Here is a 20,727-nt window from a genome sequence, read left to right as displayed (position 1 = left end):
TATTTTTATATGCTGGTCAGGAACCAGTAGGGTATGCGAGCAGCAGTACTCGAAGAACACGGTGCACCGCTTGCGGTCAAAGAGGTCGACTACCCCGATCCGGAACCGGATCAGGTTATCGTCGAGACGAAAGCCTGCGGGATCTGTCGGAGCGACTGGCACGCCTGGCAGGGCGACTGGAGCTGGATCGGCGCTTCGGTGCCGGAGGGGCAGATTCTCGGCCACGAGCCAGCAGGGGTCGTTTCCGCGGTCGGCGAAGATGTCGAGACACTCCAGGAGGGCGACCGCGTTGCGGTGCCGTTCCACCTCGGCGATGGCACCTGCTCACACTGTCGCGAGGGAAGAGCGAATAACTGCGAGACCGTCATCCCGCTCGGTCTGTCGAGTATCGCGCCGGGTGCGTTCGCCGAGGCCTTCCCGGTCCGCGAGGCAGACTACAACTGCGTGAAGCTCCCCGACGACGTCGACTTCACCGAGATGGCCGGCCTCGGCTGCCGGTTCATGACCGCCTACCACGCGCTCGCAGACCGCGCAGGCCTTCGGCCCGGCGACTGGGTCGCCGTCCACGGCTGTGGCGGTGTCGGCCTTTCGGCAATCCACATCGCCGACGCGCTGGGTGCACACCCGATCGCAGTCGACGTTCGCGAGGACAAACTCGATCGCGCCCGCGAACTCGGCGCGTCCGCGACGGTCAACGCAGCCGAGGCCGACAACACGGCACAGGAGGTCAAAGCGCTCGCCGGCGGCGGCGCAGACGTCTCGATCGACGCGCTCGGTATCGCTGAGACCTGCCAGAACTCGATCGGCAGTCTCGGAACCCGTGGTACGCACGTCCAGGTCGGCCTGACTACCGACGAAGAGGAAGGGCAGATCGAGGTTCCCGTCGACGTGATGACGATGCGGGAACTCGACTTCCACGGCTCGTTCGGCATGCCGCTCGTCCGCTACGAGGAACTGTTCAGGCTGATCGGCGAGGGCACACTCGAGCCGAGCAAGATCATCGGCGAGACGCTGTCACTCGAGGAGGCCCCCGAAACGCTGTCCTCGATGGATAGCTACGAGACGGTCGGGATTCCGGTCATCACCGAGTTTTGAGGTCCCGGAGGGTCTATTCGGTCTCGTTCTGACTCGTCCCGATCTTTCGGTTCGGTTGTTCCACAGTGTGTGACTGTTCTGAGAAGTGAACGGCAGAGCTGGGACGGGACACTGGTGGACTAGTACACTGCGACACTACTGGCGTGAAAGTCGCCGCCATCGCCGCCGTCGGAACGGCGAGGGGCGACTGACAGACAGCACGTATACCCGAACGGGGGCGGGAGCCCGCTCGGGCGTGAGAGACATGAGCTAACTCGAAGCGGGGGCGAGTCCACTTCCGAGCGATCCGGGCACGAACGCACGCAATCGGCTTTCAGCGCGTCGTGTCTGGGCCAAGCGCGTACCCGGCGGGGCGTGTTATCCCCGCACGTGGTTCAAAGGGCGGTACACCCCTTTGTTATGGACAGAGTTGGCGTATCGTAGTGTGTTCAAACCAGCGACAGGATGAGAATACGGCAGACGTATCACCCCACTACGGTCGAATTCGCCGTCAGTTCTCCACGCGTCCGTCTGAAATTCGCACTCCGTGAGATGAGTCCAAAACCGAACACAGGGATGTATCCAGTGCGCAACGGAGCGGTACGGGCTGCCTGTCGCGCGTATCTCACCCCCTACCGCCACGAGAGTCGCCGAAACCCCCGCCAGACCGATACCTGTGGACCGTGTGGCTCGATTCATGTGCGCCAGCCCATCCCCACCCGAAGCGCCCTCGACACCGATCCGCGTCGGCATCGTCGGTCTCGGCTACATCGGTACCACGGTCGGCGGGCAACTCCACCAACACGACGAGGCCACTATCGCGGCTGTCTGCGATCTCGATCCCGACCAGCTCGAGTCCGTCGGCGACGAGTTCGAGGTTCCGCCCGAGCGGCAGTACACCGAGTACGAGTCGATGCTCGCTGATGCAAATGCCAACAGCGACACGAGGTTGAACTCGAACGCAGACTCCGGCTCAGGCTCAAACTCGGACTCAGGCTCAAACTCGGACTCAGACTCAGACTCGGACTCAGACTCAGACTCAGGCTCTGGCTCGCACTCAAACTCCGGCTCAAGCCCAGATACAGGCCTCGACGCCGTCCTCATCGCCACACCCCACACGCTCCACTACGAGCAAGTCGTCGCCGCACTCGAGTCCGGCCTGCACGTCTACTGCGACAAGCCGCTGACGACGGACCTCGATCACGCTCGTGAGCTTGCCGAGCGAGCGGCGCAGACCGAACTAACCGTGATGGTCGGCTATCAGCGCCACCTCCAGACTGCGTTTCAGCTGGCACGGAATCGCTTCGGCTCGGAGTCGCCGCGGTGGGTAACGGCCTCGATTACGCAGGATTGGATCGCGGACTCGCAGGGAACGTGGCGGCTGGATCCAGACCTGTCGGGCGGTGGCTTTCTCTACGATACGGGGAGTCACGTCCTCGATGGCATCCTCTGGACAACCGGACTCGAGCCGGCCTCCGTCGCCGCGAGCATGGACTTTCACGACGACGAGCAGCGAGTGGATAGTCGTGCACACCTGGACATCGAATTCGAGAACGGCGCAACGGGAACAGTCTCGCTCCACGGCGATCTTCCCACGACCCGCGAACACATCCACTGCTGGGACGACGATGGCGCACTCTACATCGAGGGGACGCAATGGGGCTCGCGCGATGTCTTCGAAATCGAGACCGACGCGAGCGAACGCGTCCCTTACATCGACCACCGGCGTGAACAGACTCGCGCCGACGCCTTCGTCGAGAGCATCCGCAACGGACCCGGGCACGAACCGCCGGCAACTGCCCGCGATGCCCTTCGGGTGACCGCTTTGACCGAGGCAGCCTACGAGGCTGCCCGAACCGGTGAGCGAGTCTCGGTTGCACTCGAGTCCCCCGTCCAGTGAGACGCCGTGAATCGGTGGCATTTCGGACAGGAGAAGGAGGTGGATAACGATTCGATACGAGGTGATAACAGCTCGTTTTCCAGCGGCTACTCGGGACGGTGACCCGGCGGGGAGTGGCGGTTCAGTCGGGCGGTTATGTTGTGTTTACGCGGTGTTCGTCACTACCGGCCGAGCGCGTCGAACGGGAGCCAATAGCACGCACGTGATCGAGCACGTTCCAGCTGGTAAGATTCCGATAGCCCGTCGTTCGATTCGGTTACAAGCCGGATAACTACAACCGGTGCAAGCGACCCGTCGGATATGATCACCTGTACAAACTGTGAGACCCCACAGTTCCTGCAGATCACCCAGAGCCGCGTCTATTTCGAAGATGGTGAGGTCATCAACGAACTGTCCGAGAGCTACGAGTGTACCCTCTGTGGGTCGACCGGTCAGTACGTCTACGACGAGGACAGCGACGAGGAGACAGTGTCGGGCGACGTCGAGTTGACGACCGAGCGGCCGAAGTTCGCCTGACAGGTAGCGACTGGTGTTCCCAAACGGGGCACCGGTACGTTCAGCGACCACCGCGTCATCGATCAGGATCGTGTCTGCTCCCTGTTTTCCTGCCGCCAGTCGGACTCGACGTGCCGATACGGCCGTCTAACTCGCCGCTCGGACGCGGACCGGGAACTGCAGTCCGCTGTGCATCTCCCGTCTTCGTGCCCGACCCCGTTGTCTGCTCGAGTGCGTCCTGCTTCTCCGTGCCGCGAAGTCTGTGTCTCTCGTCCCACTCCTCGAAGAGGCCGTACTCGGTCATCGTCTCCATGCCGGCAAGTGCGGCCGTGAGCTTGAGGCCGACGAGCGGGATTTCGGCGACGGAGATGATGACGTCGGCCCGGAGGATCACGCCATCCCGGAGGATTACGTCGAGTAAGTCGACCAGCGCGTCGTCGTCTTTGCGCGGTTCCACGGCTGGTCACCTCCCCACGCGGGCTGGGTCGCCCGTGTCTCCGCCACTGCTATCGCCATCCCCATCGCTATCTCTATCTCTATCTCTATCTCTATCTCTATCTCTATCTCTATCTCTATCTCTATCTCTATCCCCATCACCATCGCCAGCGGTCTCGTCGTCGCCGATCGCTGGCGCAAACGTGTAGGGCGGCCACGGGCCCGTGAATCGGACTTCGATTCCGTCCTCGGCCGCTACGCCGTCGAGGATCGAACCGATCTCTCCCTCGTTGTCTTCGTGTGCAAGAAGTGTGAGCCGGCAGATAGTCTCCGACTCAGTTGCGGTCGCGTTGGTCTCGGCCTCGCTGTCGCCGTCACCGCTGGAGCTATCGGTAACATCATCGCCATCGCTCTCCCTACTGCTCCCGCCGCTATCACGACCCGCAACCTTCGAAATCTCCGACGCCGGCGATCGCTCGAGTGTATGCACCTCGCGTGCCGCCTCGGCCAATTCGTCCTCCAGTTCGGCTGTCATCGTCTCGCGGCGAGCGGTCCGAAGCTCTGTCAGGCGCTGGTCGAACTGCTTTTCGAGCAAGAACGCCTGACCCTCGCTCGCCTCGTCAATCTGCGCTTCGAGGTCGGACAGGCGCTCGTCCTGTTCGACGAGCGTCTCGTCGTCCGGCGAATCGTACTCGACGACTTCGACGCGGTACTCCCAGTGATCGGCGAGTTCCGAGAGCACCGGCTGCAGCGTGTCCGTTTCCTCACGAAGCCACTCGCGAAGGCCGGCCTCACCGCCGCGGAGGATCGTGTCGAACTGGAACGGAACCGGCGTCCCGAACGACTCCCCGGCCGCGTCGACCACCGTCTGGTGGCGAATCAGCCAGCGCTGGATCTGTGCGAGGTCGTCCGTATCGTAGAGCCCGTCACAGGCGTGGACGACGGCACCGATCCCGTTCTCCGCGACCACCGAGACTGACTCGCCGTCGATCCCGGTCGTCTCGAGTTGGGCGTCGGACTCAGCCTGGACGACGCAGTAGAGGTAGCGCCCGTCGTTGATCTCCGGAATGTCCGCTGTGTCTACGCCAGGGGTCCCCTCGTCCGTTGTCACTGCTCGTCACCTCCAAGAACCGAGTAGCCGGGTTTGCGATGGGACGGTGCGTCGGCGTTGAACTGTTCGATCGCGTCCGTGACGAGACCGTCCAGATCACCGCGCAGGTCGTCGACGCCGTCTTCGATCCCTTCGTCTGCTTTGAGCTGCTCGATCTCGGCCTCGATTGTGGCGAGTTGGCGGCCGAGACGGTCGATCTCCTCGTCCGAGAGGTTGCCAGACTCCATGCGTCGGACGGCCTCGCGCTCGAGTGCGTCGATCAGGAGTTCGACAACGGTGATGACGAGGGTGATCAGTCCCTTGCGGGCGTCGTCGCCGTCGCCGACGTCGATCGTGGTCATTCTTTACCCTCCGTGTTGGCCGCGGTCTCGTTGTTAGTGGCGTTCTGTGCTGTCTCTTCGTCGCTTTCATCATCGTGACCATCATCGTCGTCACCATTCCCACCGGCCTCGCTATCGTCGTCATCATCACTGTCCTCGTCACCGTCGTCAGCCGCCGTCACGTTCACCCCTCGCGTCGGATCGATCGCCGGCTTCGGTCGCTCCATCTCGGCGAGCTCTGGATCGCCCGCCGCTTCGGCGACCCGCTGCATGTCCGTCCCTTCGGGGAACTCGAGTCCGTACTTCGCCGCCGTCTCGAAGGAGGCGATAGCAGCCCGAAGCTGGATGCCGAGTAACTGCGTGTCGCCGATCGAGACGGCGATATCGGCGTTGATGACGATGCCCTTGTCCAGCAGCATCTCGACGATATCTGCGAGGTCGCTCTGCTGGCGACTCGGCTGGAAACTATCCGGCATTGGGACCACCTCGTGCTGGGTGTGTGCTTGGCATCGGCAACGGAGTGGCACTCGAGTTGGAGTTGGAATTGAAATTGGAGTTCGAGTTCGAGTTCGAGTTGGACGGCGTACTCGAGTCCCTGTTCCGTTGGTGCTTCGTCTGGCACGTCTGGCACGTCCGTGGTGTCTGGCGAGCGGTTCGGCTGCGGCGGCGCGTCGTCGCTGATTCAGGACTGGTGTAACTCATACTGGATACTGGTACTGTAGCGGCAGTGGCGACACGGCGCGTCCAGAAGACCGATCGTTGCGCTCGAACAGCCATCAGTTCGCACCTCCGTCGGCGTTTCCGTTTCCGGCATCGGCACTCGCGCGCCGCTCCTCCGGCTGTTCGGCCGCCTGTTCGTCCTCGGCCTCGTCGGGAGCGACATCGTTGCGGCGCTTCTTCCGTTCGCGCTCGAAGCGCTTGCCGTAGATTCGCTTCCGGCTCGGGGCCGTCGAGAGCTTGACCTGCTGTGGCACTGTCGAGTGCTTGACGCCGCTCGCAACGTCCGCTCGCTCCGTCGGCATCGTCGACGCCGCCGTCGGATTGCGCGAGTTGGCACTCGTATCCTGGCGGCGCATCTTCTCCCGGTTGAACTCGTGAACCCGGGAGAATTTGGCGTGCGTCTCGAGTAACGCCGCGCGAAAGCTGTCGATCCCCTCCATCGCCGTCTGCTGGATCGCCACCTGGTAGGCCTCGGGATCCTCCATCACGTCGATGTCGCCGAGCAGTTCGGTGGGGTCGGCGTCGGTCTCGAGCATGTCGCCGTCGAGGTCCGTTTCGATGAGGTCGTCGTCATCACCATCGTCATCGCCGATGAGGGTCTCTGTGATTCCGCCCCCATCCCCATCCTCGCCTCCGTCGTCACCCGTCAGCTTCTCCGTCGTCTCCTCGATATCGCGTTTCGCCTCCCAGAGACTACCGAGGTCGGTTGCATCCCAGGCGTCGAGCAAGTCGATCGCCCGAAAGAGGTCGCCGAAATCGATCACGTCGGACACACCCGTCTCATCCTCGGCTATCGCGGACGGAACCTCCTCCGCTTCGATTGCCCCGACGACCTCGTCCGCGTCGACTGCCTCCGGGAGCTCCGACAGGTCGATCATCTCGAGGACGGACTCGAGTTCGGTCGCCAGTTCGGCGAGCGTATCGAGATTCTGTGAGAGGTCGGAGAGCGTGTCGTCGTCGAGGGCAGCGAGGTCGAAGTCGTCCTGCTCGCTAAACGTCTCGAGTGACTCGAGTGCTCCCTCCGCATCAGTGACGAGGTCACCGAGGTTGGCATCGCCCGACTCGGCTGCCGAATCGTCGCTCATGGCTCCCCCCCTGACTCTGTTTCCCTCCCGGCGTTCGAGTCGGTGTTCGAATTCGCACTCGAACTCGTACTCGAACTCGAACTGCTCGGCTCACCGTCAGCAGTGCCCGAGTGATCAGGACGCACCTGGACGGTCAAGATACCGTTGTTAATCGCCGCCTGACCCGTTCGATCGGACCAGGGAACGTCGACACGCTCGAGTTCAGTGCCAGCGACCAGGACGATCAGTTCGGTGTCGCTGAACCCGACCGTGACGTCCTCGCGGTCGACGCCGGAGACATCGGCGATGACGAGGAGTTCGTCCTCGTGTGTTCGTGTGGTGACACGGTGGTCGGGCTCCGAGTCGCGTCCCGTCGACGGGGGTGACGGTCCCGTCGATGAGGCGTCGCGGACGCGCGAGGAGCGACTCGACGGCGAACGCGACGCGTGGTGACGAGACGTCCACGGTCGGTACGTGTTGCCTCGGTCTCGGTCTCGGTCTCGGTCTCGGTCCCGGTCCCGGTCCCGGTTCCGTGTCCGTGTCCGATCGTCGTCCCCATCTTCCGTACCGTCTCGCTTCCGAAACCGTTCGAACCACTCGTCGGCGATCGAGTCACTGAACCGGGAGTCGTCGAGCAGGTCATCACCCGTCCGGATCGAGATGTTGTAATCGAATATCGAGCGGTCACGGCCCTGTCGACTGCGACTCGAGAGTGTGTTGGATGTCGCGTCACTCTCCAGCCGATCGAGCAATGCTCGAAGCGTGGCGAGCCAGCCGTCCGAGTCGCGGGCGTCGCCTCTTTCGTGCCCTCGGCGCTCGTCCCGCTTGTCCCACTCGTCTCGCTCGTCTCGCTCATCTCGTTCGTCACGTCCGTTTCGCCCGTCTCGTCGATCACTATCACGCCCACGCCCACCACTGCTACCGCCGTCACGGCCACCATCACGACCCATCAGCGCTTCACCTCGACACGACCGCTCCCGAGTTGCTCGTGAACCTCGCGGGCAATCTCGAGTTCCTCCTCGATCACTTCCTTTCGCTCGAGATACTCCTCCTCCGAGCGTTCGCCGAGCTCGTACAGCAACTGGTTCTCCTTGCGCTCGTCCTCGAGTGCCTCCACGTCGTAGAGTTCCTCGAGTGCGAGCGAGTGTAGCGCGTCGATGATGCCCACGAACGGCCGGAACAGAAGGTCGTCGAGAATGAACATGGTGGTCACCGAGATTGGGCCCCGATTTCCACGTCGACGAAGCTGTACGGCGCGAAGGGGCCGGTGTACTGGACCAGCAGGTCGTCGCCGTAGGTGTCCTCGAGGCGGGCGACGCCGTCGTCGAACGCTGGTCGGTCGTCCTCGTCGACGAGGTAAGACTTGTTCAGGACGAGGCGGTCACTGAACTGGCCGTTTGGAACAGTCTGTGCGGCGAGCGGGCCGAGTTCGTCTTCGACGGCGGCCTCGATTTCGTCGGGGTCGACCGAGGCGTCTTCCTGCGTGACGAGTTTGAGGCCGAGTTCGACGCGCCCTTCGATGTCGTTCATAGCGCGACGGAAGGCAGGCCGTGCGCCGCGAAGGACGTTCTTGAGGGCGCGGTCGCTTTCGAAGGCCATCCCGAACTGCATCGGAACGATGGTTCGGCCGCCGTCGTAGTCCATGATCTCGCGCAGCACGTCGTCGTGGCGTTTGGCGTCCTCATCGGTCTCCTCGGGGTCGGTGGTGTCGATGTTCGAGACGACGGCACCGAGCCGGCGATGGGAGACGGTGTAGACGCGGTCTGCGCCGGCGACGGCGTCGGTTTCGAACTCGATGTCGCCGCTGTTGACGATACCGTAGACGTATCGGTTACTGTTGCTCATTTGGTAGTCACGCTCCGTAGTGGACGAGGGGAGTGGGACGAACGGGAGGTCTGTGTGTGGGCCAGGGTCTGTGCCAGGGTCTGGGTCAGGGTTTGTGCCAGAGTCTGGGTCAGATTTTGTGCCAGGGTCTGTGTCTGGGTCCGAATCCGGGTCCGGGTACAGTCGGCGTTCTCCACCACTGCGAGCACGGACACGGACACGGACACGGCCCGCGTGCAACTGAAACGGCTGAATCGTGTATCGGTCATGAGAGGGGGCGCATCTGGCCAGGGGCACGGTCACGACAGGTCGACCCCTCGGCGTCTACCCGCAGTGATCCTGTCCCACAGTCGTGAAACGCAATCGTCACGAGGTGTTCCACAGCCCCGTGCCTTATCGTACTGCTTGCAGACGCAGCCCGACCAGCAATACCGATTTGCGACCGCTCGTTGGCGGCGACCGGCTTGCAGTCGCAACGGAAGTCGTGTTACGAAACCGGAGTGAATCGCGACTCGCAATGGCACAACCACAACGACGGCCCGACTCATCGAGTCTCGCGGAGGTACTGGACCGCGTACTTGACAAAGGTGTCGTCATCGACATCTGGGCGCGCGTCTCAGTCGTTGGGATCGAACTCCTCACCGTCGAGGCTCGCGTCGTCGTCGCCTCCGTCGACACGTTCCTCCACTATGCGGAGGAGATCGCAAAAATTGAGCAAGCGACCGCGGAGGGCGACCTCGAAGATCTGGAAGAACTCGAGGTCGAGCCGCGGCCCGAATCCTCACCGAAATCGGCCACCGAATAACTCACGATGGCCGAGGACACCTCGCGCAAGCGCAAAGTCCGTGGCAGAAAGATTCGCGGTGACCGGGAGGCGAAGAAGCGCCTCAAGGCCCGAAAGAAGCTGGCTCGATCGGCATCGCAGACGAAGACAAAGAGCGAAACAGCCAGCAAATCGAGGGGCTCTCACATCGCAACCGAGAGCGGAGATGACCACCTCATAGACCCCGCCGACGCTGCACCGGACCCCTTCGTCGAAACCGACGCCGTCGCTGCCGTTCGCGACCGGATCACCGGGTGGCTCGCTGCCGATCAGCCGGTTCACCTGATCGGCCCGACCGGCGCTGGTAAGACGGCACTCGCACTGGCAGCGGCTGCAACGCGCGGCCGCCCGGTCGTCCTCTGCAACGGCGACGAGGCGGTCGACACGAGCGCGCTCGTCGGCGGCTACAGCGGCGGCGAACGCTACGAGGAGCGCGACGAGTACGTCAGCGGCGTCAGCAAGAAGACACAGATCGTCCGCGACCGCTGGGTCGACAACCCGCTCTCCGTCGCGGTCCGAGAGGGCGCAACGCTCGTCTACAACGAGTTCTCCCGGAGCGACCCCGCCGCCCACAACGTCTTGCTCTCCGTCCTCGAGGAAGGTGTACTCGAGCGGCCGGGCAAGCACGGGGCCAATAGGTCGATCGACGTGCATCCGGAGTTCCGCGTGATCTTCACGTCGAACGACGTGGAGTACGCGGGTGTCCACCAGCAACAGGATGCACTGCTCGACCGGATGGTCGGCGTGCACGTCGACTACTACGACGCAGAGACCGAGCGCGAAATCGTGCGGTCGCACGTGGCCGTTTCCGACGAAGCGATCGAAACGGTCGTCGACGCGACCCGGACGCTGCGCGAGGAACTCCCGGTCGTCGTCGGGACGCGGACAGCGATTACGGCCGCGAAGGGGATCTCGGTGTTCGACGACTGGAATGGTGACGAGGCTGCACCCGAGCGGGCAGACGGCGGTCGGGTACAGGTCGACGGCGATGACGACCTGCTCGCAGACGTGTTGACGGATGTGCTCGGCCCGAAAGTCGCTGGAGCAGAGACGGAAATCGATGGGATGGCCGCCCTGCACAGTCAGATTAGCGAGGTACTTCGGGACTGAGAGTATGGCAAACGCAGACACAGCGGATGCGACGACACAGTGTAAGGCGCTCACCGCCGACGGCGAGCGCTGCTCGCGGCCTGCCCAGGAAGACGGCTTTTGTTTTCAACACGACGAGGATGATCAAACAGTGAGTGAGTCCGACGACGAGACGGACGAGTCCGAGGAACAGGATGGTGAAAACGGGGATGGAGATGGGGAAGCACAGGAGCAAGGGGAGGAACAAGAAGCGGACCAAGAGCAAGGCGAGGAGCAGGAAGCGGACCAAGAGCAAGAAGCCGACCAATCAGACACCGACCAGACAGACGAAGAAACCCACATGGCAAGCAACGAAACGACGGACCCCGGCGACGTCGACACCGACGACGTCGACATCGAGATTGAATCAGAGGTCGATTCCGACCAGATCGAAGGCGTACTCGCGATCCGCCGAACCGTCGTCTCGACGGCCGGCGAACTCATCGGCCACGAGTTCGACGGCGTCAGCGAAATCTCGCCAACCGACGAGGGCTGGTGTGCCGTCGTCGAGGTCGTCGAGCGCTCGTCGATCCCGGACACACAGGACGTGCTCGGCCGGTACGAGATCGATCTCGACACGGACGGCGTCGTCCAGGGGTACCGACGGCTCGACAGGTATCGCCGCGGCGATACGACCGCGTTCGAGTAGATCAGAGTTCGGAGATCGCAGATCGGAACCTCAAGATCAGAACTCGCAACCGTAACCAAAACCCGGGATCCACGATCCGAAATCTCGAAGTGGGACTCACGCATTCGCTCGGCTAGAGTCGTGTCTCTCCGCCCCATCCGCGGCGTCGATGTCGGCCCCGACACGCGGTGTGACCACTACGACAGCGAACTGGACGTCGTCGCGTTTCGCTTTGCCTGCTGTGACGCCTACTACCCCTGTTTTCAGTGCCACGACGCCGTGACAGACCACGAAGCAGTTCCCTGGCCCGAACACCAGTTCGACGAACCGTCCGTCCGCTGTGGCGTCTGCGATACCACGTTGACGGTTCCCGACTACCTCGACTGTGCGTACGAGTGTCCGAACTGCGACGCGCCGTTCAACCCGGGCTGTGCGGCGCACGCGGAGCTCTACTTCGAGACGGACGGCGAGTGACTGTTCGTTCTCACCCGACCCCACACCTACCCCACACCTACCCAACCTTTACTCCACTCTACCCCGCCCCACTCCACTCCACTCCACCTCCACCCCAACCCAACCTACCGTCGCCCCGTCCAGCAAGCTATTTCAGCGTCCGGCGGCCGACCACACTGTATGGACCCGGCGCTTGGCCCGCCTGACGCGATGGCCGAGAAACGCGACGAGCTGACGCCAATGATGCGTCAGTACCACGACCTCTGTGCCCGCTACGACGACGCGATCGTCCTCTTTCAGGTCGGTGACTTCTACGAGACCTTCTGCGGTGCCGCCGAGCGCAGCGCTCGCCTCCTCGAGATCGCCCTGACTAGCCGCGAGGACAGCACCGGCGAGTATCCGATGGCCGGCATTCCGATCGACAACGCCGAATCATACATCGAGGACCTGCTGGAGGCCGGCTACCGCGTCGCCGTCGCGGACCAGGTCGAAGAGCCCGGCGAAACCTCGGGGGTCGTCGAACGCGCCGTCACTCGCGTCATCACACCCGGCACACTCACCGAGGACGAACTCCTCGCGAGCGACGACAACAACTTCGTCGCGGCCGTCGCTCGCGGCCGCGGCATCGACACGCGACCCGCAGATGACGAACTCGCCCTCGCTCTCCTCGACGTCTCGACGGGCGACTTTCTGGCGACGAGTTCCGCCGCCAACGAGGCGGTCGCGGACGAAGTGAGTCGCTTCGCACCCGCCGAAGCCGTCGTCGGCCCGAACGCACCCGCTGACGTACTCCCAGACGACTGCATGGTGACGCCGTTCGACGAGCACGTTTTCGACCGCGAGCGCTCCGCATCGATCCTTTCCGAATACTTCGGTGAGCCAGACGCGCTGCTCGCGAGCGACGCCGAAATTCGAGCCTGCGGCGCGTTGCTCGCCTACGCCGAGTACGCTCGCGGCGGCGAGCACGAGGGCGAGAAAGGGGATGGGAATGGGGATGAGGAGAGGGATGGCGAGAGCGACGACACCAGCAAAGCCGGGCGTTCCCACAAGATCGGCGAGACCGACCGACTCGAGTACCTCACGCATCTCACCCGCTACGATCCCCGGGAGTACCTCCTGCTCGACGCCGTCGCGCTGCGCAGTCTCGAACTGTTCGAGCCCCGCGCCGTCAACGGCCGCGACGACGCGACGCTCGTCGGCGTCCTCGACGAGACCGCCTGTGCCCTGGGCGGTCGGACGCTTCGTGACTGGCTTCGCCGGCCGCTACTCGAGTCCCACCGAATCGAGGCGCGCCTCGACGCGGTAGAAGAGCTCACGGGGTCAGTTCAGACGCGCGAGCACTGCCACGAGTTGTTGCGCGACGTGTACGATCTGGAGCGTCTGATTGGGCGCATCTCCCGTGAGCGAGCGAACGCGCGGGATCTGCGCTCGCTTCGGGACACGCTCGCTGTCGTGCCCGAGATACGATCCCAACTGGCTGACGCGGACTGCGACCGCCTGCGCGACCTCCACGAGGATCTCGACCCGCTCGCCGACGTGCGGGAGCTGATCGACGACGCCGTCGTCACGGATCCGCCGATCGAGATTACCGAGGGCGGTATCATCGCCGAGGGGTACGATTCCGATCTGGACGACCTCCGCGGAACTGCGCGGGACGGCAAGCAGTGGATCGACGATCTGGAAGCCCGGGAGCGCGAGCGAACCGGTATCGATTCGCTGAAGGTCGGCTACAACTCCGTCCACGGCTACTATATCGAGGTGACGAACCCCAATCTCGACGCCGTACCGGAGAACTACCAGCGCCGCCAGACGCTGAAGAACTCGGAGCGGTTCGTCACGCCGGAACTCAAGGAACGCGAGGACGAAATCGTCGGCGCGGAAGAGCGCGCGGACGAACGCGAGTACGAACTCTTCTGTGCGGTTCGCAGTGACATCGGCGACGAAGTCGAACGTGTGCAGGGGCTGGCCGACGCGCTCGCGACGCTCGACGCGCTCGTCTCGCTTGCGACCGTCGCAGCCCAGTACGACTACTGCCGGCCCGAGATTCTCGACCCAGACGCAGACCACATCGACGGCGGAGTGCAGATCGACATCACGGGTGGCCGCCACCCTGTCGTCGAGCGCACCCAGGAGTCGTTCGTCCCGAACGGCGCACAGTTCGATTCGGAGCAGCGCCTGGCGGTGATCACGGGCCCCAACATGTCCGGAAAGTCGACCTACATGCGTCAGGTCGCCCAGCTCGTCCTGCTCGCACAGGTCGGTAGCTTCGTCCCTGCGGAGTCGGCACGGCTCACGCCCGTCGAGCGGGTCTTTACCCGCGTCGGCGCGAGCGACGATATCGCCGGCGGGCGCTCGACGTTCATGGTCGAGATGGACGAACTCGCGACCATCCTTCGGGACGCTGACGAGCGCTCGCTCGTCCTGCTGGACGAGGTCGGTCGAGGAACGTCGACCGCGGACGGCCTCGCCATCGCGCAGGCCATTACCGAACACCTCCACGACGCGGTCGGCGCGACGACGCTCTTTGCGACCCACCACCATCCGCTGACTGAACTCGCCGAGGAACTCCCGAACGCGTTCACGCTCCACTTCGAGGTGGAACAGACGGACGGCGAGGTCGTCTTCCACCACGAGATCGAACCCGGCGCAGCCACCGGCTCCTACGGTGTCGAAGTCGCGACCGCAGCAGGCGTTCCCGAGGCTGTCGTCGACCGGTCGCGAGAACTGGTCGACGCCAACGCTGCCGCGGAGACCACAGCCGAAACGGAGCCGACAGCCGACGGCGGCACCAGCGAACTCGAGTCGACGGAGTCAGACCCAGTCCCCGACAGCGTCGCCGCTGCACTCCGCGACCTCAACGTCGGGCACATGACTCCCGTCGAGGCGCTCACCGAACTCGACCGACTGCAACGACTCCTCGAGGAGGAGTCGTAGCCGAGCAGCAGACCACCGCTCGCCGCCGGGGCCGGGAACGTGAGTAGCAGTGTGTCCGTTGCCTTCGCGGAGGTGCGCCACTCGTCCAACCCATGTTTCGAACCGAGGACTGTGGGCGGGAGAACTCTACACGGCAGTGACAGAGCACAGACTCCGCCGCTGGCACTGAAACCTTCTCCCAGTGTCTCGTCGAACGATTTCGTGTCGCTCGTTGCCTGCAGCATGCAGTTTGTCGCCCACAACGGATCGTAGGCAGAAAACGGAGAACGGAGAACGGAGGCCAACCAAATGCCAACACACTCGCGAACACACACGATCAGGAGTTCCGCGTTCGCCGACGGCGACCGCATTCCCGACCAGTACGGCTACCGCAACGCAAACGTCAACCCACCACTCGAGTTCGACGGCGTTCCAGACGGAGCCGCCTCGCTCGCACTCGTCGTGGACGACCTGGACGCGGTCGAACCAGCCGGAAAGATCTGGGACCACTGGATCGTCTGGAATATCCCGCCGGAGCAGCAACCGATCCCCGAAGGCTGGGACCCCGAGACGGCAGGTGCCCGCGCAGGAACCAACGATTTCGGCGAGCGCGGCTATGGCGGTCCGAGCCCATCAGATCGGGAACACACCTATCGGTTCCGACTGTTCGCACTCGAGACGGAACTCGGAACCGACCTCGATACAGAAGCCACCGCCGCCGACCTCGAGTCCGCGATGGACGGCCACGTCCTCGCAACGGCGACGATCGAGGGGACGAGGGGACGTATCCAGCCTGACCGCGACCCTGACCCTACTCGCCGGTCGGCTCCAGCGAGACGAACTCGAGTCCGTGCTCTCCCAGCAGCCGCTGTGCGCGCTCGGTCACCGACGGAGCGACGAGAATCCCGCGCAAGGTTGCGTCCGCGTGGAGGTCGCGCTCGAGTGCGTCGACGTAGCGACGGAGTTGGCTGACTGCGTCGGGGCCGACGCGGCGGCGTTTGAGTTCGACGACGACGGTGTTGCCGGCGTCGTCCTCGCCGTAGATGTCGATCGCACCCGCCGGCGTGTCACGCTCGGTGGCCAGCGGGGTGAAGCCAGATTCCAGAAGGTCGGGGTTCTCGAGGATGCGCTCGCGGAGGTCGGCTTCGGTGCCCGAGAGGGTGAGTTCGCCCTCGTCGGTGCCGGCGAACGTCGAGACCTGTAGAACGTCCTGAAAGCGGACGAGGAGGCGTTCTTCGGGGGTAGAGCGAGTACTTTCGAGGACGAGTAGTGCGGCGTCTGCGTTCGGATCGGCAACACTGCCACCGCCGTCTGCGTCAGCTTCCGCGGCGTCCTTGGCTTTCTCAGATTTATCGAAGTCATCGGATTCCGCCTCGCTGCGTGTGGGTTCGCAGAACACATCGTGCGCACAGCCCGGCGGCTGCCAGTTGACCGGCTGTTGGCCCTCGTCAGTGTGGACGAGTGCCGCCCCATCGGGTTTGAGCATCACGTGACGGTCGCCGGCGGCGAGTTGACTCGAGGCCCGGCCCTCGTAATCGACGGTGCAGCGGCCGAAGACGGTGACGAGCGCCTCGCGTTCGAGGCCGTCCGCGATCGCATCTCGAGCCGCTGTCGAGGTGGGGCGCTCGAGTGTCACGGCGCGAACGGACTGCGTACTGCGGCTGGTGGTCACTGTCGAGTGATACCGACGCGGCGGATAAAAGGGACGCGACCGGCGTCGATACACGTGAAAGGCCGACCGACTCGCCAGAAGCGACGATCCTGAACACGGCTGCACGCGGACTAATTGTGTCGTATCCGACAACGAACCGAACGTGTTTGCGCTCCGAGAACGAGGGTTTATTCCTGCCGGTCGCCGACAGCAAATGCGTAATGACTGATTTCCCCACTCGACGCCGCGTCCTCCAGTTGACCGGTGTCGGTGCGACAGCGTCGCTCGCCGGCTGTACCCAGTTCGACATCCCCGGCATCGGTTCGGACGACAGCGCGCCCGAACTCGAGACGGACCAGGAGCCAGGGATCGAGCCTACCGACGGCATCACGGCGTCGGTCCAGCCGAGCCAAGCGGAGCGGGCCCAGATCCAACAGGAAGTCATGGCCGAAGCCGGTGAGGACGCCAGTCAGGAAGAGCTGATGGCGGAAATCGAGCAGCGAGAGACGGAGCTGTTCCGAACGGAGGCCGTCGAGTTCGAATCCGCAATGCTCGATGAGGACGACATTTCACTCGAGGGTGCCATCGCCGAACAGGGGGCGTTCCTGCTCGATGGACCAGACGAGCGACTGGTTGATCTGCTTCGAAACGGAGAGGTCGCAGCGTTGTTGCCGGGTGAGGATTACGAGATCGTGTTGCAGCAGGTAGAGGGAGAGGGACAGGAACCTGCGCCGGAGCCCGAGCCGGAACCGGAAGACGAGCAAGAAGCGGATGAGGAGGATGAGGGTGATGACGGCGACGCTGACGGCGACGACGGTGGAGATACCGATGACGACGAGGCAGCCGGTGACGACGAAGAAGGAACAGACGACGAGAGCGCCGACTCGGACTCCGACGACGAGAGTAACTGACTGCTCTCTTTGGTTTCGACCATGGTACAGGTACGGGTGATAGCGCTGGTTCGGGACCGGTGCTTCCGACAGGCTTGGCGATAGCTACGAATCGGTGTCGTCGACGGGAGGGACGCTGAACGGACTCTCGCGTTCGGTCCAGTCCCAGCCAGGAATTCGTTCCTGAAAGCCAGCGGCGAGGGCAGCCTCGAGGTCGTCGACACCCGCGTTCTCGTCCGCATCGCCGTGGACATGAACGTCCGTGTAGTGGAAGGTCGCCTCGCCGAGCGTTCGGAGCGGCTGCGTGCCGGAAATCGTGGCGGCGAGTTCGCGCCCGAGGAGTTCGTCGACGACGAAGCCAGGGTAGTCGCCCTCGACGTCCAGTTCGCGAAGCAGTGCGACCATCGCGGCGACGTTGACGGCGAGATCACCGTCGGCGAAGACGACGTCTACCTCCTCGCGGTACTGCTGTTCGGTGACGGAATCGACGTCTGTCTCGAACCGTTCGCCAAGATCGTCGCGAACGTTGTTGATTAACGGGACGATGGTGTCGGCGCGCTCGCGAACCCAGTCTCGTTCGGCGGCGACGCGGGCCGGTGTGAGGTCCATAGGACGGCTTCGCGGGCCATCATCCTGGATTTTGCGAAGGCTTTTATACCACGCAAAGAATAGCCTCGGGTAAGCGGGTTCTCCCTGGAATCTTCCCGCAGTGACCAGGATAACCGACCTGGGAGTATGTTCGTATGGGACGATGTCACACAGAATGATCCGAGATACGACGCAGTCTGCGTTGTTTCAGACGGATCGTTGTAGCAATGTTCCGGTGATCGCCCCGACGAAACGGCGATCACTGGTACCGAACTACAACGAACCGTATCACGGCAGGCAGCTCTGTCGGAACCACTCTCGGCATCGAAATCGACCACAGCGTCGATATCTCTCTCGCGATAGCGTCCACGGACGTACTCTCCGGCGGCGAGTTCACGCAAGCCACATCTGGCGATTATGAGCACTGTAGAGCAGCAACTCGACGATTTGCAAGCAGAGATCACGAGCGAGTTACCGAGTGATATCTCGGTCTCCTCGGTGAAGTACGAAGGACCAGAGCTGGTCGTCTACACGCGCGATCCAAAGGAGTTCGCCCAGCAGGGCGACCTCATCCGGAAGCTCGCGAGCAAGCTTCGAAAGCGCATCACCGTCCGGCCGGACCCGAGCGTCCTCTCCCGGCCGAACGAGGCTCGCGAGGAGATCATGAACGTCATCCCCGACGAGGCCGGCGTCACGGACCTCGACTTCCACGCCGACACCGGCGAGGTCGTCATCGAGGCCGAAAAGCCGGGCATGGTCATCGGTCGCCACGGCTCGACGCTTCGTGACATCACGAAGAGCGTCGGCTGGACACCCGAAGTCGTCCGCACGCCACCGATCGAGTCCTCGACTGTCTCGAACGTCCGGAGCTTCCTCAAGCAAGAGCGCGACGAACGTCGGGACATCCTGGAGAAGGTCGGCCGACAGATCCACCGCGAGGAGATGTCCGACGACGAGTACGTCCGCATCTCGACGCTTGGCTGCTGTCGCGAAGTCGGGCGCGCCTCCTTTATCCTCTCGACACCCGAAACGCGCATCCTCGTCGACTGTGGTGACAAGCCCGGTGCCGAAGGTGAGGTTCCATACCTCCACGCCCCCGAGGCGTTCGGTGCCGGTCCGGAAACGATCGACGCCGTCGTCCTCACCCACGCCCACCTCGACCACTCCGCCTTTATCCCGCTCCTGTTCAAGTACGGCTACGACGGCCCGATTTACTGTACCGAACCCACGCGGGACCTGATGGGCCTGCTCACCCTCGACTACCTCGACGTCGCCGCCAAGGAGGGACGCACCCCACCGTACGACTCCGAGATGGTCCGCGAGGCGATCAAACATTGTATCCCACTCGAGTACGGCGACGTGACGGACATCGCGCCGGACGTGAAACTCACCTTCCACAACGCGGGGCACATTCTCGGCTCGGCCGTCTCGCACTTCCACATCGGCGACGGCCTCTACAACGTTTGTTTCTCCGGGGACATTCACTACGACGATACGCGCCTGTTCAACGGCGCGGTTAACGACTTCCCGCGCGTCGAAACGCTCGTCCTCGAGTCTACCTACGGTGGTCGCAACGACTACCAGACGGATCAGGAAGACTCCGAGGAGAAACTCAAGGAAGTCATCAACGAGACCTACGAGAAGGGGGGGAAGGTCGTCATCCCGGCGTTCGCCGTCGGTCGCTCCCAGGAGATTATGCTCGTCATCGAGGAGGCGATGCGCAACGGCGACATTCCGTCGATGCCGGTCCATCTGGACGGCATGATCTGGGAGGCGACGGCGATCCACACGACGTATCCGGAGTATCTGCGTGACGAACTCCGTGACCGCATCTTCCACGAGGACGAGAATCCGTTCCTCGCCGAGGAGTTCAACCACATCGACGGCGGCGAAGAGGAGCGACAGGAGGTCGCCGACGGCGATCAGTGTATCATCCTCTCGACCTCGGGGATGGTCACCGGCGGTCCGATCATGTCCTGGCTCGGCCACATCGGTCCGGATCCAGAGTCGACGATGGTGTTCGTCGGCTACCAGGCGCAGGGAACCCTCGGCCGCCGGATCCAGAACGGCTGGGACGAGATCCCGACGAGCGAAGTCGGCGCGATGGGCAGTGGCAACGGCCGCGGCACCCTCGCGTTGAATCTGGACGTCGAAACCGTCGACGGCTTCTCCGGCCACGCCGACCGCGCGGGACTCGAGAACTTCGTGAAGACGATGAACCCGCGCCCCGAGAAGGTGCTCTGTGTCCACGGCGACGAGCGCTCGACGCAGGATCTCTCGAGTGCGCTCTATCACGACTACAACATGCGCACGTTCGCGCCGAAGAACCTGGAGACGTTCCGGTTCCTGTAGGCGTCGTCGACTGAGGCTGCGTTTCTCTGTAGTGCTCGCCGGCGCGGGCCGGCTCTTGCCTGCTCCTTGATTGTGACTCCGACCGCGCCTCCGGTCGCGATCGTGTAACGCACGCCGGCAGCCGAGTTTTCCGCCTCGACCCACAGCTATATAGTAGCCACTGCAAGTCACTGCACACCTGATCGCTAGGCGGCTCGGCGATCAGTGTGTAAATAGTGCAGTTGTTACTATAATACAGCGAGCGGTCTGGCAGGGAGCTTATCAGAGTCGAGGGCCTCTACGTGTATATGAGTGAACGGGCCGGGTCTTCTGAAGTGACGTTCTGGGGAGAGACAGATGACACTGAGGCCCTCAAGCA

The 20,727-nt window shown here is 63.5% G+C and carries 21 protein-coding genes and 1 pseudogene; 12 read left to right on the top strand and 10 right to left on the bottom strand.

All coding sequences use genetic code 11. The annotated features are described in order from the left end of the window. The first annotated feature begins 33 nt into the window (after positions 1-33). The 3 genes from NMAG_RS01635 to NMAG_RS01625 all read left to right on the top strand — a co-directional run bounded on the left by NMAG_RS01635 (position 34) and on the right by NMAG_RS01625 (position 3,490). Positions 34-1,095, top strand: coding sequence for a zinc-dependent alcohol dehydrogenase family protein (locus NMAG_RS01635; protein ID WP_004213837.1), 1,062 nt, complete (start codon positions 34-36; stop codon positions 1,093-1,095). Positions 1,096-1,771: 676 nt separating this feature from the next. After that, complete coding sequence (locus tag NMAG_RS01630) at positions 1,772-2,974, top strand: Gfo/Idh/MocA family protein (RefSeq protein ID WP_004213835.1); 1,203 nt, start codon at positions 1,772-1,774, stop codon at positions 2,972-2,974. A gap of 300 nt (positions 2,975-3,274) precedes the next feature. Then, a complete protein-coding gene (locus NMAG_RS01625) occupies positions 3,275-3,490 on the top strand; it encodes a hypothetical protein (protein ID WP_004213834.1) in 216 nt (71 codons plus the stop codon). A 55-nt stretch (positions 3,491-3,545) separates the two neighbouring features. Here NMAG_RS01625 and gvpM read toward each other — a convergent pair whose 3' ends face one another. The 4 genes from gvpM to gvpJ are packed head-to-tail and all read right to left on the bottom strand — an operon-like array spanning position 3,546 to position 5,811. After that, a complete protein-coding gene (gene gvpM, locus NMAG_RS01620) occupies positions 3,546-3,926 on the bottom strand; it encodes a gas vesicle protein GvpM (protein ID WP_004213832.1) in 381 nt (126 codons plus the stop codon). A gap of 6 nt (positions 3,927-3,932) precedes the next feature. Beyond that, the gene (gvpL, locus tag NMAG_RS01615) at positions 3,933-5,015 is read right to left on the bottom strand and encodes a gas vesicle protein GvpL (RefSeq protein WP_004213831.1); all 1,083 of its coding nucleotides are present in this window, start codon (positions 5,013-5,015) and stop codon (positions 3,933-3,935) included. Next, complete coding sequence (locus tag NMAG_RS01610) at positions 5,012-5,356, bottom strand: gas vesicle protein K (protein WP_004213830.1); 345 nt, start codon at positions 5,354-5,356, stop codon at positions 5,012-5,014. Before NMAG_RS01610 ends, gvpL begins: the two co-directional genes overlap by 4 nt. Further along, positions 5,353-5,811 carry a gas vesicle protein GvpJ gene (gene gvpJ / locus NMAG_RS01605; protein ID WP_004213828.1) on the bottom strand — a complete coding sequence of 153 codons (459 nt, stop codon included), beginning with the start codon at positions 5,809-5,811 and terminating at the stop codon, positions 5,353-5,355. The genes NMAG_RS01610 and gvpJ overlap by 4 nt, the downstream gene beginning before the upstream one ends. Positions 5,812-5,834: 23 nt before the next feature. Between gvpJ and NMAG_RS01600 the strand changes: the two genes are divergently transcribed. Then, positions 5,835-6,032, top strand: a complete 198-nt coding sequence (locus NMAG_RS01600; RefSeq protein WP_004213827.1) for a hypothetical protein — start codon at positions 5,835-5,837, stop codon at positions 6,030-6,032. A 79-nt stretch (positions 6,033-6,111) separates the two neighbouring features. Here NMAG_RS01600 and NMAG_RS01595 read toward each other — a convergent pair whose 3' ends face one another. The 4 genes from NMAG_RS01595 to NMAG_RS01580 are packed head-to-tail and all read right to left on the bottom strand — an operon-like array spanning position 6,112 to position 8,964. Then, the gene (locus NMAG_RS01595) at positions 6,112-7,140 is read right to left on the bottom strand and encodes a hypothetical protein (protein ID WP_004213826.1); all 1,029 of its coding nucleotides are present in this window, start codon (positions 7,138-7,140) and stop codon (positions 6,112-6,114) included. Next, the gene (locus NMAG_RS01590; RefSeq protein ID WP_004213824.1) at positions 7,137-8,069 is read right to left on the bottom strand and encodes a hypothetical protein; all 933 of its coding nucleotides are present in this window, start codon (positions 8,067-8,069) and stop codon (positions 7,137-7,139) included. Before NMAG_RS01590 ends, NMAG_RS01595 begins: the two co-directional genes overlap by 4 nt. After that, positions 8,069-8,323, bottom strand: coding sequence for a gas vesicle protein GvpF (gene gvpF, locus NMAG_RS01585; RefSeq protein WP_004213823.1), 255 nt, complete (start codon positions 8,321-8,323; stop codon positions 8,069-8,071). The genes NMAG_RS01590 and gvpF overlap by 1 nt, the downstream gene beginning before the upstream one ends. A gap of 5 nt (positions 8,324-8,328) precedes the next feature. After that, on the bottom strand, positions 8,329-8,964 hold the full coding sequence (locus NMAG_RS01580) for a GvpL/GvpF family gas vesicle protein (protein WP_004213822.1): 636 nt from the start codon (positions 8,962-8,964) through the stop codon (positions 8,329-8,331). Between the two features lie 496 nt (positions 8,965-9,460). Here NMAG_RS01580 and gvpA point away from each other — a divergent pair, with 496 nt between their 5' ends. The 6 genes and pseudogenes from gvpA to NMAG_RS20755 all read left to right on the top strand — a co-directional run. Then, the gene (gene gvpA, locus NMAG_RS01575) at positions 9,461-9,748 is read left to right on the top strand and encodes a gas vesicle protein GvpA (RefSeq protein ID WP_012996341.1); all 288 of its coding nucleotides are present in this window, start codon (positions 9,461-9,463) and stop codon (positions 9,746-9,748) included. A 6-nt stretch (positions 9,749-9,754) separates the two neighbouring features. Next, on the top strand, positions 9,755-10,876 hold the full coding sequence (gene gvpN / locus NMAG_RS01570) for a gas vesicle protein GvpN (protein ID WP_004213819.1): 1,122 nt from the start codon (positions 9,755-9,757) through the stop codon (positions 10,874-10,876). 4 nt (positions 10,877-10,880) lie between these two features. Beyond that, positions 10,881-11,543, top strand: a complete 663-nt coding sequence (gvpO, locus tag NMAG_RS01565; RefSeq protein WP_004213818.1) for a gas vesicle protein GvpO, halophile-type — start codon at positions 10,881-10,883, stop codon at positions 11,541-11,543. A 120-nt stretch (positions 11,544-11,663) separates the two neighbouring features. Continuing rightward, the gene (locus NMAG_RS01560) at positions 11,664-11,996 is read left to right on the top strand and encodes a CHY zinc finger protein (protein ID WP_004213817.1); all 333 of its coding nucleotides are present in this window, start codon (positions 11,664-11,666) and stop codon (positions 11,994-11,996) included. Positions 11,997-12,155: 159 nt separating this feature from the next. Beyond that, complete coding sequence (gene mutS / locus NMAG_RS01555; RefSeq protein ID WP_004213816.1) at positions 12,156-14,909, top strand: DNA mismatch repair protein MutS; 2,754 nt, start codon at positions 12,156-12,158, stop codon at positions 14,907-14,909. 288 nt (positions 14,910-15,197) lie between these two features. Next, positions 15,198-15,665: pseudogene (locus tag NMAG_RS20755) on the top strand (YbhB/YbcL family Raf kinase inhibitor-like protein); the annotation flags it as partial. A 34-nt stretch (positions 15,666-15,699) separates the two neighbouring features. Here NMAG_RS20755 and nucS read toward each other — a convergent pair. Further along, positions 15,700-16,560, bottom strand: a complete 861-nt coding sequence (gene nucS / locus NMAG_RS01550) for an endonuclease NucS (protein WP_012996339.1) — start codon at positions 16,558-16,560, stop codon at positions 15,700-15,702. Positions 16,561-16,760: 200 nt separating this feature from the next. Between nucS and NMAG_RS01545 the strand changes: the two genes are divergently transcribed. Further along, positions 16,761-17,450 (top strand): hypothetical protein, encoded by a 690-nt coding sequence (locus NMAG_RS01545; RefSeq protein WP_004213812.1) that lies wholly within the window; start codon positions 16,761-16,763, stop codon positions 17,448-17,450. An 84-nt stretch (positions 17,451-17,534) separates the two neighbouring features. On the opposite strand, the gene NMAG_RS01540 is transcribed toward NMAG_RS01545, so the two are convergent. Continuing rightward, entirely contained in the window at positions 17,535-18,038 is a 504-nt protein-coding gene (locus tag NMAG_RS01540) for a hypothetical protein (protein WP_004213810.1), read from the bottom strand. A gap of 396 nt (positions 18,039-18,434) precedes the next feature. Between NMAG_RS01540 and NMAG_RS01535 the strand changes: the two genes are divergently transcribed. After that, the gene (locus tag NMAG_RS01535) at positions 18,435-20,369 is read left to right on the top strand and encodes a beta-CASP ribonuclease aCPSF1 (protein WP_004213809.1); all 1,935 of its coding nucleotides are present in this window, start codon (positions 18,435-18,437) and stop codon (positions 20,367-20,369) included. The last annotated feature ends 358 nt before the right edge of the window (positions 20,370-20,727 follow it).

Source organism: Natrialba magadii ATCC 43099, assembly GCF_000025625.1.
Lineage (GTDB): Archaea > Halobacteriota > Halobacteria > Halobacteriales > Natrialbaceae > Natrialba > Natrialba magadii.
Note: the sequence above shows the minus strand (reverse complement) of the source record. Positions and strands in the feature narration are given on the sequence as shown.